The sequence below is a fragment of the uncultured Mediterranea sp. genome, assembly GCF_902493215.1.
Lineage (GTDB): Bacteria > Bacteroidota > Bacteroidia > Bacteroidales > Bacteroidaceae > Bacteroides.
On record NZ_CABUOL010000015.1, the window covers coordinates 18,297 to 35,367 of the forward strand.

At 47.8% G+C, this 17,071-nt stretch carries 14 protein-coding genes; 2 read left to right on the forward strand and 12 right to left on the reverse strand.

Annotated features, from left to right (window positions below; translation table 11 throughout):
- Positions 1 to 259: 259 nt before the first annotated feature.
- Together RDO88_RS09685 and RDO88_RS09690 are read left to right on the forward strand one after the other, a co-directional pair.
- Positions 260 to 3,115 (forward strand): glycoside hydrolase family 3 N-terminal domain-containing protein, encoded by a 2,856-nt coding sequence (locus RDO88_RS09685; protein WP_307759173.1) that lies wholly within the window; start codon positions 260 to 262, stop codon positions 3,113 to 3,115.
- Positions 3,116 to 3,285: 170 nt separating this feature from the next.
- Positions 3,286 to 4,341 (forward strand): DUF4831 family protein, encoded by a 1,056-nt coding sequence (locus RDO88_RS09690; protein WP_307759217.1) that lies wholly within the window; start codon positions 3,286 to 3,288, stop codon positions 4,339 to 4,341.
- On the opposite strand, the gene RDO88_RS09695 is transcribed toward RDO88_RS09690, so the two are convergent.
- The 12 genes from RDO88_RS09695 to lptC all read right to left on the reverse strand — a co-directional run bounded on the left by RDO88_RS09695 (position 4,338) and on the right by lptC (position 17,067).
- On the reverse strand, positions 4,338 to 4,697 hold the full coding sequence (locus tag RDO88_RS09695; protein ID WP_307759174.1) for a PqqD family peptide modification chaperone: 360 nt from the start codon (positions 4,695 to 4,697) through the stop codon (positions 4,338 to 4,340). The two genes, RDO88_RS09690 and RDO88_RS09695, sit on opposite strands and share 4 nt — an antisense overlap.
- A 13-nt stretch (positions 4,698 to 4,710) precedes the next feature.
- Positions 4,711 to 6,375 carry an MFS transporter gene (locus RDO88_RS09700; RefSeq protein ID WP_307759218.1) on the reverse strand — a complete coding sequence of 555 codons (1,665 nt, stop codon included), beginning with the start codon at positions 6,373 to 6,375 and terminating at the stop codon, positions 4,711 to 4,713.
- A gap of 100 nt (positions 6,376 to 6,475) precedes the next feature.
- Positions 6,476 to 6,838, reverse strand: a complete 363-nt coding sequence (secG, locus tag RDO88_RS09705; RefSeq protein WP_307759175.1) for a preprotein translocase subunit SecG — start codon at positions 6,836 to 6,838, stop codon at positions 6,476 to 6,478.
- Positions 6,839 to 6,845: 7 nt separating this feature from the next.
- Positions 6,846 to 7,706 (reverse strand): tetratricopeptide repeat protein, encoded by an 861-nt coding sequence (locus RDO88_RS09710; protein WP_307759176.1) that lies wholly within the window; start codon positions 7,704 to 7,706, stop codon positions 6,846 to 6,848.
- A 9-nt stretch (positions 7,707 to 7,715) separates the two neighbouring features.
- Positions 7,716 to 8,240: an LPS assembly lipoprotein LptE gene (locus RDO88_RS09715; protein WP_307759177.1), complete on the reverse strand. Its 525-nt coding sequence runs from the start codon at positions 8,238 to 8,240 to the stop codon at positions 7,716 to 7,718.
- A complete protein-coding gene (locus tag RDO88_RS09720; protein WP_307759219.1) occupies positions 8,227 to 9,498 on the reverse strand; it encodes a sigma 54-interacting transcriptional regulator in 1,272 nt (423 codons plus the stop codon). The genes RDO88_RS09715 and RDO88_RS09720 overlap by 14 nt, the downstream gene beginning before the upstream one ends.
- Positions 9,499 to 9,502: 4 nt before the next feature.
- A complete protein-coding gene (gene pdxA, locus RDO88_RS09725) occupies positions 9,503 to 10,600 on the reverse strand; it encodes a 4-hydroxythreonine-4-phosphate dehydrogenase PdxA (RefSeq protein ID WP_307759178.1) in 1,098 nt (365 codons plus the stop codon).
- On the reverse strand, positions 10,590 to 11,669 hold the full coding sequence (locus tag RDO88_RS09730) for a DUF4837 family protein (protein WP_307759179.1): 1,080 nt from the start codon (positions 11,667 to 11,669) through the stop codon (positions 10,590 to 10,592). The genes pdxA and RDO88_RS09730 overlap by 11 nt, the downstream gene beginning before the upstream one ends.
- Positions 11,670 to 11,743: 74 nt before the next feature.
- Complete coding sequence (gene rlmN / locus RDO88_RS09735; protein WP_307759220.1) at positions 11,744 to 12,778, reverse strand: 23S rRNA (adenine(2503)-C(2))-methyltransferase RlmN; 1,035 nt, start codon at positions 12,776 to 12,778, stop codon at positions 11,744 to 11,746.
- 122 nt (positions 12,779 to 12,900) lie between these two features.
- Positions 12,901 to 15,042: a SurA N-terminal domain-containing protein gene (locus RDO88_RS09740; RefSeq protein WP_307759180.1), complete on the reverse strand. Its 2,142-nt coding sequence runs from the start codon at positions 15,040 to 15,042 to the stop codon at positions 12,901 to 12,903.
- A gap of 124 nt (positions 15,043 to 15,166) precedes the next feature.
- Positions 15,167 to 16,423: a CNNM domain-containing protein gene (locus RDO88_RS09745; RefSeq protein WP_307759181.1), complete on the reverse strand. Its 1,257-nt coding sequence runs from the start codon at positions 16,421 to 16,423 to the stop codon at positions 15,167 to 15,169.
- An 11-nt stretch (positions 16,424 to 16,434) separates the two neighbouring features.
- On the reverse strand, positions 16,435 to 17,067 hold the full coding sequence (gene lptC, locus RDO88_RS09750; protein ID WP_307759182.1) for an LPS export ABC transporter periplasmic protein LptC: 633 nt from the start codon (positions 17,065 to 17,067) through the stop codon (positions 16,435 to 16,437).
- Between the last annotated feature and the right edge of the window lie 4 nt (positions 17,068 to 17,071).

Sequence of the window (17,071 nt, forward strand, 5' to 3'; positions counted from 1 at the left end):
AAGGAGAAAATCTTATCGGAAATCAGAATAATTTACAATTCAGCAGTCCGTTTCTCCAAATGCCAGAGAATCCTTGATAAAGGACAGAATGAAATGCCGAAAAGCCGGTAAAGTATTTCCTCTCCAATAGCAGCATAACAAGCGAAAAACGGTAAAAAGGAGATGTTTTGGAAAATATTGGCCATCGAAACGGACAATATTATCCCATCGTTCAAGGAAATCTGTGTATTTTTGTCCCAAACAAATAATCGATTTATTCATGAGGAAACTGATTCTAACCACCCTGCTGGCCGGAGGATGCTTGTCTGCCTTCTGCGCCCAGACAGAAAGGAAAACACCAAAAATGTATAAGCCCGTACGGACAGAAATGTACCGCAAGGGCTGGATTGACTTCAACAAGAACGGCGTGAAGGACGTCTACGAAGACTCCAACGCCCCCATCGACGCACGCATCGAGGACCTGCTCGGGCAGATGACACTCGACGAGAAGACCTGTCAGATGGTGACCCTCTACGGCTACCAGCGCGTGCTGAAGGACGACCTGCCCACACCCGAATGGAAACAGGCGTTGTGGAAAGACGGCATCGGCGCCATCGACGAGCACCTGAACGGCTTCCGCCAGTGGGGCCTACCGCCCTCGGATAACGAGAACGTGTGGCCGGCCTCGCGCCACGCCTGGGCCTTGAACGAAGTGCAGCGCTTCTTCGTCGAAGAAACGCGCCTGGGCATCCCCGTAGACTTCACCAACGAAGGCATCCGCGGCGTGGAGAGCTACCGCGCCACCAACTTCCCCACCCAATTGGGCATCGGACACACCTGGAACCGAAGCCTCGTGCGCCGCATCGGCGAGATAACGGGGCGCGAAGCCCGCATGCTGGGCTATACCAATGTCTATGCTCCCATCCTAGACGTGGGACGCGACCAGCGCTGGGGACGCTATGAAGAGGTGTACGGCGAGTCGCCCTACCTTGTGGCCGAACTGGGCATCGAGATGGTACATGGCTTGCAGAAAGACCACCAGGTGGCCGCCACGGCCAAGCACTTCGTGGCTTACAGTAACAACAAGGGCGCCCGCGAAGGCATGGCGCGCGTCGACCCGCAGATGTCGCCGCGCGAAGTGGAGATGATACACGTCTATCCCTTCAAGCGCGTCATTCAGGAAACGGGTCTGCTGGGCGTGATGAGCTCGTACAATGACTACGACGGCATCCCCATCCAGGGCAGTTTCTACTGGCTCACCACCCGCCTGCGCGGCGAGATGGGCTTCAAGGGATATGTCGTGTCGGACAGCGACGCCGTCGAATACCTCTACACCAAGCACGGCACGGCCAAAGACATGAAGGAAGCCGTGCGCCAAAGTGTGGAGGCAGGGCTGAACGTGCGCTGCACCTTCCGCTCGCCCGAATCGTTCGTGGAGCCGCTCCGCGAACTGGTAAAGGAGGGCGGCCTGAGCGAAGAGCTGATAAACGACCGCGTGCGCGACATCCTGCGCGTGAAGTTCCTTGTCGGCCTCTTTGACGCTCCCTACCAGACCGACCTGGCCGGAGCCGACGAAGAGGTGGAGAATCCTGCGAACGAAGACGTGGCCCTGCAGGCTTCGCGCGAAAGCATCGTCCTGCTGAAGAACGACAAGCAGACTTTGCCCCTCGACATCGACCGCATCAAGACCATCGCCGTCTGCGGCCCCAATGCCGACGAAGAAGGTTATGCGCTGACCCACTACGGCCCGCTGGCCGTCGACGTGACGACGGTACTCGAAGGCATCCAGGCCAAAGTGGAAGGCAAGGCCGAAGTGCTCTACACCAAAGGTTGCGACCTGGTGGATGCCCACTGGCCCGAAAGCGAACTGATAGAATACCCGCTGACCGATGACGAACAGGCCGAAATAGACCGTGCCGTAGCCAACGCCCGTCGTGCCGACGTGGCCGTCGTAGTGCTGGGAGGCGGCCAGCGCACCTGCGGCGAGAACAAGTCGCGCAGTAGTCTCGACCTGCCCGGCCGCCAGCTGAAGCTGCTCCAGGCCGTACAGGCCACTGGCAAACCCGTCGTGCTGGTACTTATCAACGGGCGTCCGCTCTCCATCAACTGGGCCGACAAGTTCGTGCCCGCCATCGTCGAAGCCTGGTATCCCGGCTCCAAAGGCGGTACAGCCGTGGCCGACGTGCTCTTCGGCGACTACAATCCCGGCGGCAAGCTCACCGTCACCTTCCCCAAGAGCGTGGGACAGATACCGTTCAACTTCCCCTGCAAACCTTCGTCGCAAGTGGACGGCGGCAAGAATCCAGGGCTGAAAGGCAACATGTCGCGCGTCAACGGAGCCCTCTACCCCTTCGGTTATGGTCTGAGTTACACTACGTTTGAATACTCCGACCTGAAAGTCAGCCCTGCCGTCATCACTCCGAACGAAACAGCCACCGTCACCCTGAACGTGACCAATACCGGCCGCCGGGCTGGCGACGAAGTGGTACAGCTCTACACGCGCGACGTGGTGAGCAGCGTCACGACCTACGAAAAGAATCTGGCCGGCTTCGAGCGCGTCCATCTCCAGCCGGGTGAGACGAAGCAAGTCACCTTCCACCTCGACCGCAAGCAGCTGGAGCTGCTCAACGCCGACATGAAATGGGTGGTAGAGCCGGGTGAATTCGTCGTCATGGCTGCCGCCTCGTCCGAAGACGTCCGCCAGACCGCCGTGCTCAGCGTGGAAGACTATGCCACACGTAACGCCCGCCTGAAAGCACAGAAGGAAGAAAGTCCCGTCACCGCCAGCACCAACCCCGAAAGTGTACTGAACGTGCTCGACGGCAAGCCCGAAACCTACTGGCAGGGCAACAAAGGCGACTACCTGACCGTTGCCCTGAAAGGTAACCCGAAAGTGGACGAAGTGACCCTGACTTTCAGCCGCGACAACCAGCTGCCCGCCAACTTCGAGATTCAGCTCTCGGGTGGTGGAGGCCAGTTCCTGACCGTTTATTCGGGTACCGTCAGCGAATATGGCAAACCGCATACCTACACCTTCCGCGGCACGACGGCCAGCGATCTGCGCATCCTGCTCAACGACGACCGCGTAGGCATCGCCGAAATCGGCCTAAAACTGCCGCAAAAAGCAGGCAAATAACTCCACGGGCACGGACAATACAGACTGCGTCGGGTCATACCGGCGCACACTCCTGTAGGGTCCGTGCCCGTATCTTTTGTTAATTATGGCAAAATCTGTTCAAGGCACCGATAACTTCCTTATCTTTGTTTAATTAAAGAAGTTACTAACCAAAACCTAAGAGAAGCATGATGAAAAGTATATTCTTATTGTCGTCCGCACTCACCCTGAGCCTCGTGGCATCGGCCCAGACGGAAGTAACCGTCGGCGTGACGCAGGGCAAAGACTATGGAGTGACCTATATGCTCCCGAAAACTGAAATCGAAATCAAGGTTCATGCCACCAAGCACACCTATACCCCCGGCGAATTCTGCCGCTATGCCGACCGTTACCTGCGCCTTGCCGGCGTTTCGGATGATCCAGATATCTACTGGACGCTCGACCAGATAGAAACGGCCCTGGTGGGAGTACCCGATAAGGAACATGTCTATTTCGTCAAGATGAAAGACAAGACCGTCGCTCCGCTGATGGAGCTGACGGAAGACGGCATTGTACACTCCATCAACCTGCCATTCAGCGGAAAGAAAGCACAGGAAGCTCCGCAGGCTACGAAGCCCGAAAAGGAAGTGGACCCACGCAGTTTCCTTACCGAAGAAATACTGATGAGCAGCTCTACTGCCAAAATGGCCGAACTTGTGGCCAAGGAAATATACAGTATCCGTGAAAGCAAAAATGCCCTGATACGAGGTGAAGCCGACAACATGCCGACCGACGGCAACCAGCTTAAGCTGATGCTCGAGAACTTGAACATTCAGGAAAAGGCTCTGACAGAGATGTTTACAGGAAAAGAGAAAAAAGACACGCAGATACTCACCATCCGTATAGTCCCCGAAGAGAAGGAGAATGCCGTAGCACTGCGTTTCTCGAGCAAACAGGGTGTAGTAGACAAGGACGACTTGTCTGGCGAACCGGTCTATATCAGTATCCGGAACAAGAAAGTACTGAACCTGGCTCCCACGGACGACAAGAAAAAGCTGGAAGGTATCATCTACAATGTACCCGGCCAAGCTCAGATTGTCATGACTTACAAGAACAAGGAAATATTCAACAACGAACTGCCGGTAACCCAATTCGGTACACAAGAATACCTGGCTCCGGTGTTGTTCAACAAGAAATCCAGCACAACCGTACTGTTTGACACCACAACAGGCGGCCTGCTGAAGGTGGACAGAGGGAGCGAAAACTAAACTTCCGCTCCGTCATCCTTCTTTACCACAAGACGAATAAACCCATCCCGTTGCAGCTGCACGACATAGGCAGCTACACGGGATGCGTAGTTTTCATCGGGTGCAAAATGTGTCTGTAGCATCGCAATGATTTCGGCCACGGTATGCTGCCCGTCAATCAGTTTCCACACCGCCGTGCCATGTTCCTCCAATGGGATACGCACCTCGGGTGACAAAGCCTCCGGCCGTAACCAACGTTGCATCCACGCCTTCCTGAAACGCGGGAGGATGAGCACTACGCACTCATCCTCCCAAACTGTACGGACCATTTCCGCACGCACAGGTACGGTGTCCAGCAAATTAAACTTTTCCTTCATTCCTACAGAAACATCAGTCCTTAATGTTAGGTTCTTCCAGACCCAGACCTTTTTTCTTGTCGACCACTTTCAGAACGAAACCTAAAACCAAAGCGGCTACACCCAGACAGGCAAGCATGACGAGCGGTGCCGTATAATCGTAGGACACAGCTGCCTCTTCGGGCGTAATTGCTCCACTCTGCAAGTCGGCCACCAACTGAGGATTGGTCTTGTCGAGTACCTTACCTATCAGCAGAGGGAACAGCCAAAGACCGATGTTCTGAATCCAGAAAATCAATGCATAAGCACTACCGATAATCTTGGCATCCACTAGCTTGGGCACACTCGGCCACAATGAGGCCGGTACCAGCGAGAAGCTTGCACCAAGAACCAGAATGGTGAGGTAAGCAACAATAATTCCACCCACCGCACTGCCCTTGAGCGCAGGCAATACGAAGGCAAACGTGAGGTGACAGAAAATGAGCAGCAGCGAGCCAATAACCAACATACTGGCGGCCTTGCCTTTATGGTCTACATAGTTACCCAAAATCGGTGTAATGCCTACGGCCAGTAAGGGGAATACAGCAAACACGGTCTCGGCACTCTGACGCATGTACCCCATATAACAGAAAATCACCAGTGCCACACCGGCCAAAACCAACAGGCCGTTCTTCATCGAGGCACGCTTGGAGAAGTTGCTGGCAAAAGCAGCTACTGCCACCACCAGCATAATGAGATATTGGATAACTGTCACTGTATTGGTAGCCCAGAAAGAATCAGCAGGTACTTCGGTAAATACCAGATTGCACTGCAACATATTGACGGCATACTTCTGGAACGGGAAGATGGCTGAATAATACAATACGCACAACAAAGCGACCAGCCAGAAACCTCCACTCGACAGAATGCTTCCCAAGTCGCTTATCTTGAACGGATCGTCCTTCTCTTCAGCTTCGCCCGTCTGTGCATCCAGTTTCTTGTCCATAAAGAAATAGACAATGAACATAATGAGGGCAATCATCAGAAGAACTACACCAAACGCAACCGAACGAGAAACGTCGATTACACCACCCAACTTGGCAAACATCGGTGAGAAAATCATACAGGTAGCCACACCCAAACGGGCCAATGCCATCTCAGAGCCCATAGCCAAAGCCATTTCGCGTCCCTTGAACCACTTGACAATACCACGGGATACGGTAATACCTGCCATCTCGACTCCGCAACCGAATATCATAAAACCTACCGCTGCAAATTTGGCCGAAGCCGGCATCCCTTCATAGAAAGGAGAAATACCCAGTTCATCGAAACCGGGAATATAGTTCAGGTTATTGTTAAACCAAGTTTCAAGTCCGCTTCCCTGAAAACTCTCAGTCACAGCATACCAGTTGATTGTTGCACCTACCAGCATTACCGCTCCCGAAAGAACTGCCGTGAAACGCACTCCCATCTTGTCCAGGATGATACCCGCAAAGATAAGGAAGAATACAAATACATTCAGGAAGGTTTCCGACCCCTGCATGGTTCCGAAGGCTGTAGAATCCCAGCCGCGCGTAGACTGCATCAGGTCTTTAATAGGAGAAAGGATGTCCATAAATATATATGAACAGAACATGGCAAAAGCCAGGAACAGCAACACCATCCAGCGTATACCTGCCGAATCGCGCAAAGTCTGAAGATTGGGAGTTGTTGAAGTCATCATATCAGTCTTTAATGAAATAATAAACGAAAAGCGGGATTGCCCATACCTCGGTATGCAGCAATCCCGCTCTTTCAGAAAATATAAAGTTAGTTCAATATCAGTTTACAGAGTCTGCAGGAGCATTTGCTGCAGGAGCCTCGGCCTGCGGAGCTGCCGTGCCGGCAGGCATGTTATACGGATTGGTTGCTTCCTGCTGCTGTGCCTGCTCCATGATGACATCGGTACCTTTCGAAGAAGCACCGGGCAATACATAGGCAGTAGCAATGCTGAACACTACCATCGCAGCAGCCAAAGTCCATGTGGCTTTCTCCAGGAAGTCAGTAGTTTTGCGCACACCCATAATCTGATTGGATGAAGAAAATCCGGAAGCCAAACCGCCTCCCTTAGAATTTTGAATCAAGACAATGAAGCACATCAACACAGATGCAAGCAACATAAAAATAACTAATAATAAATACATTTTTTACCTATTTTGTTTTAGCGTTAATAATCAATTTCTCCAAAAATCGGATTTGGTCTGCAAAGTAAGCATTTTTTTTTGGATAATTCAAGCTTAACTTTTTAATTATTTCAAGAGCCTTCTCATATCGGTGCTGTTTTATATAGATTTTGGCCAATGTCTCAGTAAAACAGCTGTCATCCAAGTCTTCGGACGACAATATGGACGTTTCAGAAGAAGCCTCTTCTTCAAGATCATTTTCAGAATCGGACATCACATCACAAACAGGTTCCACATTCATGTCTTTCTGTTCCTCATCATCAGAAGCCGCTATTGAATCGACGAAAGTATCTTCTACTACGGCCTGTGGTAAATCATCCGTCTGTCCATTGTTATCCATTCTGTTCAGGAAGCCGTCAATGAGGTCCTGCCCTCGAAGTTTGGGAACATTTTCCTGCTGTTCAGCATTTGTTTCTTCCTTCAGCAGGTAAGCAGTATAGTCCATCGCATAATCCAAACCGGAGGATTCATTCTGTTCTGCCGGCATCGTTGACAAGAAAGCGTCAATCAAAAACAGCGTACGATCCACGCCGGGTTCCTCCGAACCGTCCGACTGACAGATTGGCTCCCCATCACTTTCCCGTTGCAAAGCATAACGATCGCCTTCTATGAGATAGAAAAGCGAACGACGGTCGGCCACATAGAGTACAGCCTTGCGCAACTCACTACCGAAACTGTCGTCATGCAACAAAAACAGATTTTTCAAATAGAGCAGTCGCAATGATTGAAAATAGGGATAGCGGGCCACCAATGTACGAAGCTCGTACAAAGACTCTCGGTCCAAACGCTCCGGATGCTGAATCCATTGATGTAATTGGGCTGACGTCATATTCTTTTCTTACCAATTGGCTACCGTAGCATTGAAAATCTGTTCCGTAATATCTTTCACCATCAACGTAATCAACTGATCCTGAACATCTGTCAACAACTGATTTGAATCATACGTCTGAAAAGCGGAGAACTGTTGCTCAAAATCCTCCTCATGATTGGTATTATTAGTATAACGTACATTTACGGTCAATGTAACTTTTACTTTCGAAGCAAACCCGCTGGCATCAACCGACTCATTATATTGGTTATATCCCGTAATCTCACCGTCAATATCCAAATCTCCACCCGAATCGACTATTTTCAAACGAGTTTGCTGAATGAACATATCCTTCAATTTCGTATTGAATTCAATAGCCAAGGGAGCATATACGTACTCAGCCCGATTCTGGAAATCGGCAATGGAAATAGTCTTTACCTTCGTATAGTCAATCGAACTGATAGGCGCCAAACCAAAAGAAACCCGACACGAATACACAATAACCACCACAAAGATACAGGCAGCTATGATACTTATCTTCTTAATCCAATCCATATTCCTTAATCTTTCTGTATAGCGTACGTTCTGAAATGTTCAAATCCAAAGCTGCAGCTTTCCGCTTCCCATGATGTTTCTCAAGTGCCTTTCGAATCATTTCTTTTTCAACATCATCCAAAGCCAAAGACTCTTCGACATATTCTTCCGTATCCTGAATATCATCATCGGCAGAAGAAGTAATGGGAGTAACCGGCTGGACTGCCGGATGAATGATGGTGGGGACATTAGGTTCTACCGATGCTGGAGTAACCAACTGTGGCGCAGGCGTATAATAAGCAGAAGACGGCACAGAAGCCCCGACATTACTTCCCCCTGAAGCACGCTCAGACATAATCTCATGAACAAGTTTTTTCAATTCGGTTACATCCTGACGCATATCAAACAAGACTTGATACAAAATCTCCCGTTCACTACCAAAGCTCTTCCCTTCCTTAGTGCCCAACAGGGCCGGCAAACGCTGTTCATTGTTAGCAGGCAAATAACCTTTCAGAATATCAGCATTGATTTCACGATTGGACTCTATGATTGATATTTGTTCTGTGATATTCTTCAACTGACGAACATTACCCGGCCAAGCGTAAGACATCAGCAACCGACGTGCATCTTCGGTCAACTGAAGCGGAGGCATATGATATTTTTCTGCAAAATCAGAAGCAAACTTTCGGAACAGCAGCACGACGTCTTCACCCCGTTCACGCAAAGGAGGTACCTGGATAGGTACCGTATTCAAACGATAATATAAGTCTTCACGAAAACGTCCTTCAGCAATAGCCTGAGTCAGATTGACATTCGTGGCAGCTACGATACGCACATCAGTCTTCTCTACTTTCGACGAACCGACCTTAATAAATTCACCACTTTCAAGAACACGAAGCAGACGAGCCTGTGTCGGTAAAGGAAGTTCACCTACCTCATCCAGAAAAATGGTTCCACCATTGGCTTCGCCGAAGTATCCCTTACGATCACTGATAGCACCGGTAAAGGCTCCTTTCTCGTGACCGAAAAGTTCTGAATCTATCGTTCCTTCTGGAATGGCTCCACAGTTCACCGCGATGTACTGCCCATGCTTACGGCGGCTGTACTGATGTATAATTTGCGGAAAACTCTCCTTTCCTACCCCACTTTCTCCCGTAATCAGTACGGACAAGTCGGTAGGAGCCACCTGCATAGCTACATCAATTCCACGCAACAATGTTTCGTTGTTGCCGATAATGCCAAAACGCAATTTGACCTGTTGTATTTCCGCTTTTGTCATCATGTTACAAATCCTCTTCTACACTATCCAACTTCAGTTTATCACTGTCGTCACGTTTATCATAATATTGCTTACGCAACGGATTAGCCTTTGCCATAGCTTCATGCAGACGATTACGGTAAACATCGATAGCTACATATACTGCCTGACGGAACGAATCTTCAGAAGCGACACCCTGGCCTGCAATATCATACGCCGTGCCATGAGCTGGGGAAGTACGTACAACGGGCAAACCGGCCGTAAAGTTTACGCCCTCATCCATAGCCAGCGCCTTGAAAGGAGCCAAGCCCTGGTCATGATACATAGCCAATATACCGTCAAAATGAGAAAAGCTGCCCGATCCCATAAATCCGTCAGCGGGATAAGGTCCGAAGCAAAGCACACCTTCCTCAGTCATTTCCTTCATCGCAGGAATGATAATATCTTCTTCCTCAGTACCCAGCAAGCCATTATCTCCTGCATGAGGATTGAGTGAAAGTACGGCGATTCGCGGAGCACCGATACCAAAATCCAGTTTCAGCGAACGATGGAAAATACGCATCTTTTCCTTTATCAGATCTTTAGTCAAGGAAGAAGCTATCTGACTTACAGGAATATGTCCGGTAACCAACGCTACACGCAAATCATTCTTCATCAGAATCATCAACGCTTTCTCTCCTTCGCCTAACTGCTGCTCGATATATTCAGTATGACCCGGAAATTTAAATTCCTCTGACTGAATGGTATGTTTGTTAATAGGAGCTGTAACGATTACATCGATCAATCCCTCCCTATACTCTTCAAAAGCTTTCTCCAAGGCCAATAGAGCTGCATGGCCGGCTTCGGCGTCAGGTTTCGAAAATTCCACCTTCACTTCCGTATCCAAACAGTTCACGATACTCAACTTATCTGGAGCAGCTTCTTTGGCCGAATCTATAATACTGAAATTTGTCGGCAGATCAAGTGCCTTGCGATGATAGGCAGCGACCTTGGGTGAACCATAGATAACGGGGGTACACAATTCAAGCATAGTAGGTTCTGCAAAGGTTTTCAGAATAACCTCATATCCTACTCCATTAATATCACCCTGAGTAATACCGACTCTTACTTTTCTATTTTCCATTGTTCTGTTCGTTTGTTACTACATCCGTCTTTTCTTTTCCCTCCTGAGCAGTTTGGTCTTCCGCCTGTACCTTTCCAGGCAAACGCAATGTATAAAGGGAAGCCTCCATCCGACGAACCAGATTACGTTTCAACTTATCAGGTGAGTAAATAAAGATTTCGGAAACGATAATACGCTGGTTCTTCTCATCCAGACGCATATGGGACACAAAAGGTCCTCCCATAAAATCACCCTTGATGCGCCACAAGCCACGGGCTTCCAATGCATAGGCATCCTGCACCGTAATAGGACGTACATCCGTCATCAGTGTATCAGTAGCCATATACATGCCTTCACGCGCACCCGGTATATTTTCTTTCATCACCGAATCACGTTTCTGCAGGAAATATTCCTTGGTAAACGTATTCTTATCACGATAGGGGAAAGAATAGATTACGAAATTCTGGTCACCCGTTGCCGTATTCGTACCAGCCCAGAAGAAATTCTCGCCAGACTTATGGGCTGTAAGTTCACCAGGTACCCACACCTCACAACCGAACATTTTCTTTACTTCATTGTATACATAGTTATTATGTTTGGTTTCAAGCACTGTAATCTGACGGTTCATTTCCGCATGGGTAAAGAAGTCTATAATCGTCTGCTTGTTTTGCGTAACATATTCACCAAACGACTCTTCATCAGGTGCCTGAATGGTCAAAATAGCCTGAGGATAGGCATATACATCCTTGCCATACTTCATTTTAGGCTGGGTGTATATATTCTGAACATCAGCCACAATGATGTTACGTACCAACTTCAGCGTAGCATCATAATGTGTCGGCTCGGTATACATCATTCTGAACGAACGTTCCGACTGGGGAAGACCAGGTACATCGGTATCCAAAACATTGTATAGAGCTCTACCGGCCGGGCGCTCCCACATGTCTTGATCGATCACAACCAGTATTTCATATGCACGGCCGCTCGAAGTAGGCGTCAGTACACTTTTTCCGCCTTTTTTACCGCCACCACAAGAAACAAAAAGCAGTGACATGACAACGACACTGAAATAAAACAAGTGCTTTTTCATATTAGTTACCTTTTAAAATTTTACAAAGCTACAAAGAATGCCTCTATTCGCCATACCGAAGTTAATAATTTATATTAATTCGCACCGCCCTCTTCCTGTTTGGCGGTTGACAACATTCCACATGCGGCAAAAATATCTTCACCTCGAGAAGCACGTATCGTAGTAAACAGGCCATGTGAAGTGAGATAATCACGGAAACGAACCATTGTATCCATATCCGCCCCCTGCAAATCAACATTAGGAATGGCATGGAAACGAATGAGGTTGATGCGGCAATCCAGCCCACGAAGAAGTTTCAGAAGTTCCTTGGCATAAGGCAAACTATCATTTACACCCTTGAAAACAATGTATTCGAAAGACAAACGGCGCTGTTTGCTGAAGTCATAGTGATGCAACAAGTCTACAATTTCCGTAATAGAAAAAGCCTTTTCAGCAGGCATCAGCTCTCTGCGTTGTAGAGGCAATGGCGAATGAAGGCTGACAGCCAGATGACAATCACTCTCCTCAATAAAACGTTTCAATCCCTTACGAAGTCCCACTGTCGAAAGCGTCACACGCTTCGGACTCCAACCATAGCCATAAGGAGCAGTCATCACTTCCAGTGCTTTCAACACTTCATCCAAATTGTCCAGCGGTTCGCCCATCCCCATCATCACGACATTGGTCAGTTTGTCGCGTTCGGGTAAAGAATGTATCTGATTTAAAATCTGTGCAGCGGTCAGATTGGCCGAGAAACCCTGTTTGCCTGTCATGCAGAACTTGCAATTCATCTTACATCCCACTTGAGAAGACACACACAGGGTAGCCCTATCCGCATCGGGGATATAAACAGATTCGACATAATGATTTTCGCCTACCTGATATAAATATTTCACCGTCCCGTCTACCGAACGCATTGCTTCGACGGGCGCACTGGTACCAACTTCAAACAATTCTTTCATCAGGTCGCGATGTTTTAACGACAGGTTCGTAATTTCGTCAATCGACGCAACCTTCTTGTCGTACAACCACGATGCAATCTGCTTTGCCGAAAAAGCAGGCATTCCCAAACGCCCCACCACCGAACGAAGTTCGGCAAGCGTCATTCCCAATAAAGACTGTTTCTGCATATTCATATGTCAAATCTTAGTGCAAAGATACACATAAAGTTGCATAAAAACAACAGGAGTTGCCTGAGGAACATCTCAGGCAACTCCCGTCTTATATCAATATCCCAAACTTTGGGAAACTATCAGAAGAACAAGTAACGTTCGTCTTTCACCTGACCATTCAGATAAAGGTCATTGATGAATTGTCTTACAACCAAGTTGGTATACATACCCTGAAGTTTCTCTACCTCAGCCTTCTCATCGTAAGTTTCATTCAACTTCTCTTCTGCATAAGGTTGAAGTACAAACACACCGGCATTACCCTTGATAGGTGCGCTCAACTGGTTCATAGCACCTGTAGAAGCGTATGCACTGACTAGCGGTTCGCTGCTGCGCAATGCAGAAACGAAAGCGGAAGCATCGAAAGTCACATGTTTTACAGAATCGGAAACCGCATTGGCAAGAGCCTTGTATTGGTCGAAAGTCGTAGCATTGGCAGCCTTCATATCAGCCATGATTTTCTCAGCCTTCTTGTCGCGAACCAGTTGCATTCTCAGTTCGTTATGAACAGCAGCCAACGAGCGATAGCCTTCGGGAGCAACTGAAACCAGACCAACTACCATCATGTGGTCGTTCTCACCACACTCATACAAGCCTGAAACCTCGCCGGGTTTCGCAGAGAACACCCAACGGAGCGCCTCTTTAGTACCACGCACACCACCAATGGTATGTTCTGCGCTATAAAGATCCGTACGGTCGAGCAGACGATAACCTGCATCTTCTGCATTGGCCACCATCTTGTCCAACGTATTGTTGGCTGCAATGAACTGACTGAAGTCATTGTATGCCTTGCTGTAGGTTTCCTTACTGAACTCTACGGCACGTTTCACCACTGCCACTTTATACTTATCCTTATAAGCTTTCTTGCCGGTTACCTGCAGAATGACACTGCCTTGCCCCAAAGTGAGGTTCTGCAATTCGTTAGTTTCTGCAGTAGTAACAGCTGTGATATATTTCAAATTGTCACCATCAATCTGTGCACCTTCATAATTGGCAGAAGTAATCCATACAGACTCACCTGTCTGACCATATTTCTTGGCAATTTCTGCGAAATCGGCTCCGCCTTTGATGGCATTGTAGATACTGTCGGCCAATGTCTTTGTCTTTTCAGGAGTTTCAGCTGCAACCTGAATCTGACGATATTGGATTGAGTCAGGCATAGAAGCTTTTGCCAATTTCTTGAACGAGTTCATCGTATTGTCGGCCACATTGTAATAAGGACCGTAAACTTCACCCATAGCAACCGAATCCAAACGTGCAACTACATCGCCCGGCAATGCTCTTGTCGTGCAATACAAATCGACATAAGGTTGCTCGGAGCCAGTAGAGCGAACAAGCGAAGCATAATCGGAAGAAGCGGCAGCCAACTGAGCTGTATATTCATCCATCTCCTTACGCAATTCGGCCTTGTCTTCATCGCTGGCAGTTACCTGAATATCGATATATTTGATGTTGCGGGTTTCAACATACTGACGATATTGTTCTTTCTTCTCATCGTAAGCAGCCTTCAACTCGGCATCGGTCACTGTAATGGTTGAATCCACAATTGAAGAGTAAGGCACGGAAGCCAACAACATATCCTTCTGGTCAATGCGTCCGTCGAAAGCCATCTGTGCCTCCACGGGATTAGAAAGCAAAGACTTCGAAATGAGGTTGCTATATTTCTCCTGCAAACGAGTCTGAATAAGGGTCTTCTCGATGAAAGACCATACCTTATACATTGATTCATAATATTCGGCATACTGAGAGGGCATCTGTGCCGTGTTCATCTTGGCATAATCGGCGAGGAACTTCATCAGCATATCCTTGTCGAAAGCACCTGTCTGAGGATTACGGAAAGGTGACTGTGACAGCAAAGGATGAGTTCCTTCATTGATGATGGATTTGATTTCTTCCTTGGAAACGGTCAAGCCCAGCTTTTCGGCTTCGGCTTCAATCAACTGGTTGTTGACATACGTACGCCACACTTCATCGCGCAGCTGGTTGAGCTGGTCGTCACTCAATGCATTCATACCGCTCGTAAACTTCACGACTTCTGCATATTCGTCTACCATTGACTGATAATCCTGAGCGGAGAGCACTTGTCCGTTCACTTCACCTATGTCCTGTGATTGATGCGGCTGGAGTACTCTCCAAGCGTCGCCTGCAATAAAGGCGAACAAAGCCAGACCCACCACAATCACCAATAAAGGTCCTTTGGACCGAATGTTTTGTAATGTTGCCATTTTATTAATTGATTTTTATTTGTTTATTATTCTTTTTTCTGCAAATATTCATTTTAGCGCACGAAGATACAAAAAATGCAAATACACTTCCATTTATTCCAAGAAAAATTACGTTTCTCCACATTTATTCGACCACTTTCATTCGTACAAGCTCTATTTTGGTGGCTGTCACCTTGATTATCTTGAAATGAAACTTGTCAATCACCACTTCTTCATTCAGTTTCGGGAAACTTTGGTAAACACTCAGAATAAGGCCTCCTATCGTCAGGTAATCGTCCGACTCAGGCAAATCCAAATCGAATGTCTCGTTGACCTTTTCTATTTCGAGACGGGCGGACAACAGATACTCATGTTCAGCTATCTGCCGGCAGACGTAGGATGTATTATCATGTTCGTCTTCGATATCACCAAAAATTTCTTCTACCAAATCTTCCAAAGACACAATCCCCGACGTACCACCAAATTCATCGACCACAACAGCCAGCGTTTTTTTCTGCTGCATAAAGAGTTTCATCAGTTTATGGGCAGGCATGGTTTCAGGTACAATGGGCACCTCCTTCACATTGTTGTGCCAATCGGCCGGATTGCGAAACATTTCAGAAGAATGGATATATCCTATTATATTGTCTATGTTTCCCTTATACACCAAAATCTTGGACAAACCAGACTCAATAAAGATATTCTTCAATTCGTCCAACGTAGCAGACATGTCGACGGCCACAATCTCCGTTCGCGGCACGATACAATCTCGTATTCTGACATTCGAGAAATCCAAGGCGTTTTGGAAAATCTTGACCTCCGTATCCAGTTCTTCTTCATCGCTTGCATTTTCGATACTCGATTGCACAAAATAGTCCAAATCGACCTTACCAAATGCCCTGTCCGAATCTTCCTTGTTGATGCGCATACCTGCCAGACGCAGGAAAAGACACGAAAGTCCTGAAGCCAACTTGGAAATGGGGAAAAGTATAATATAACAAACCAATAAAGGGAAAGCAAAAATCTTGAGCACCAGATTGGGGTTGATCTTGAACAGATTTTTCGGAAGGAATTCCCCTGTAACGAGTATAATCAAGGTAGAGATAATGGTCTGTATCAACACCTGCAGGAAATGGTTGTCAATGACACCCGCCAGCAGATAGCCTTCTATAATCTGAGCCATCAGAATACCATAAATGACCAGGGCTATGTTGTTGCCCACCAACATCGTGGAGATAAAGTTATTGGGATTTCTGAAGAAGTAAGACAACACAGACGACGTCCACCCTTCACGTTTGTCCATCTCAAAGCGAAGTTTGTCCACCGAAACGAACGCAATCTCCATCCCTGAAAAGAAGGCGGAGAAAGCCATGGTCACCAACAAAGATATGATTATTCCCATACTCAAAAAAACTACTTGACCGTGTCGGCCTGCAACGTATCGGCTGGGGCCGTACCTGTCTCTTCATCGATATAGAAGATTCCGTTGGTCTTGAAGAATTTATATTTCGTCATCTGCTCGTCCGACTCAAACCCTACGGCATATATTATCTGGTCGGGTTGTTCAATACGAACCTGCCTGTCCGAATAGACTTTCTTCTTATTCTGATCCCAAAACAACAAGTCTGTATCAAACTTTTCTCCTTTCAGATTGCGGATATGCACATTGCTCATCAGTTTCCAAAGCTTCTGTTTGTCGTAATAGTAAGCCGTATCGGCTTCAATGCTGGCTTCCACCTGAAAAAGGGAATCGAACTTCTCTACATATACCCCTTTCTCGAAGGCCCAATAGGAAGGCGACTTGCGGTCGTACACTTTCCACTCTTCAGCGTTTACGCGATAGCGGATAATGCCCGAATCGGATACAAGCGTCACCACTCCACGCGTATCCATCACAGGCAAGGAGTCGCGCTCGGTAATGGCTTCCCCCAATTCCTTCTTGCGGCCCGAACAGGAAGAAAATAAAACAAGCATAACCATTGCCCCGACGGCAATGGTTATGCTCAACATTCTATATTCGTTCAATCGAAAAGTTTCTGAAGACATACCA

Excerpts from the sequence above, each read along its gene's own strand:
- RDO88_RS09720 (WP_307759219.1), bottom strand. The coding sequence starts at position 9,498 with ATGACAAAAGCGGAAATACAACAGGTCAAATTGCGTTTTGGCATTATC.
- secG (WP_307759175.1), bottom strand. The coding sequence starts at position 6,838 with ATGTATTTATTATTAGTTATTTTTATGTTGCTTGCATCTGTGTTGATG.
- RDO88_RS09700 (WP_307759218.1), bottom strand. The coding sequence starts at position 6,375 with ATGACTTCAACAACTCCCAATCTTCAGACTTTGCGCGATTCGGCAGGT.
- RDO88_RS09695 (WP_307759174.1), bottom strand. The coding sequence starts at position 4,697 with ATGAAGGAAAAGTTTAATTTGCTGGACACCGTACCTGTGCGTGCGGAA.
- RDO88_RS09715 (WP_307759177.1), bottom strand. The coding sequence starts at position 8,240 with ATGGATTGGATTAAGAAGATAAGTATCATAGCTGCCTGTATCTTTGTG.
- pdxA (WP_307759178.1), bottom strand. The coding sequence starts at position 10,600 with ATGGAAAATAGAAAAGTAAGAGTCGGTATTACTCAGGGTGATATTAAT.
- RDO88_RS09745 (WP_307759181.1), bottom strand. The coding sequence starts at position 16,423 with ATGGGAATAATCATATCTTTGTTGGTGACCATGGCTTTCTCCGCCTTC.
- RDO88_RS09740 (WP_307759180.1), bottom strand. The coding sequence starts at position 15,042 with ATGGCAACATTACAAAACATTCGGTCCAAAGGACCTTTATTGGTGATT.
- RDO88_RS09730 (WP_307759179.1), bottom strand. The coding sequence starts at position 11,669 with ATGAAAAAGCACTTGTTTTATTTCAGTGTCGTTGTCATGTCACTGCTT.
- RDO88_RS09710 (WP_307759176.1), bottom strand. The coding sequence starts at position 7,706 with ATGACGTCAGCCCAATTACATCAATGGATTCAGCATCCGGAGCGTTTG.
- rlmN (WP_307759220.1), bottom strand. The coding sequence starts at position 12,778 with ATGCAGAAACAGTCTTTATTGGGAATGACGCTTGCCGAACTTCGTTCG.
- lptC (WP_307759182.1), bottom strand. The coding sequence starts at position 17,067 with ATGTCTTCAGAAACTTTTCGATTGAACGAATATAGAATGTTGAGCATA.
- RDO88_RS09690 (WP_307759217.1), top strand. The coding sequence starts at position 3,286 with ATGAAAAGTATATTCTTATTGTCGTCCGCACTCACCCTGAGCCTCGTG.
- RDO88_RS09685 (WP_307759173.1), top strand. The coding sequence starts at position 260 with ATGAGGAAACTGATTCTAACCACCCTGCTGGCCGGAGGATGCTTGTCT.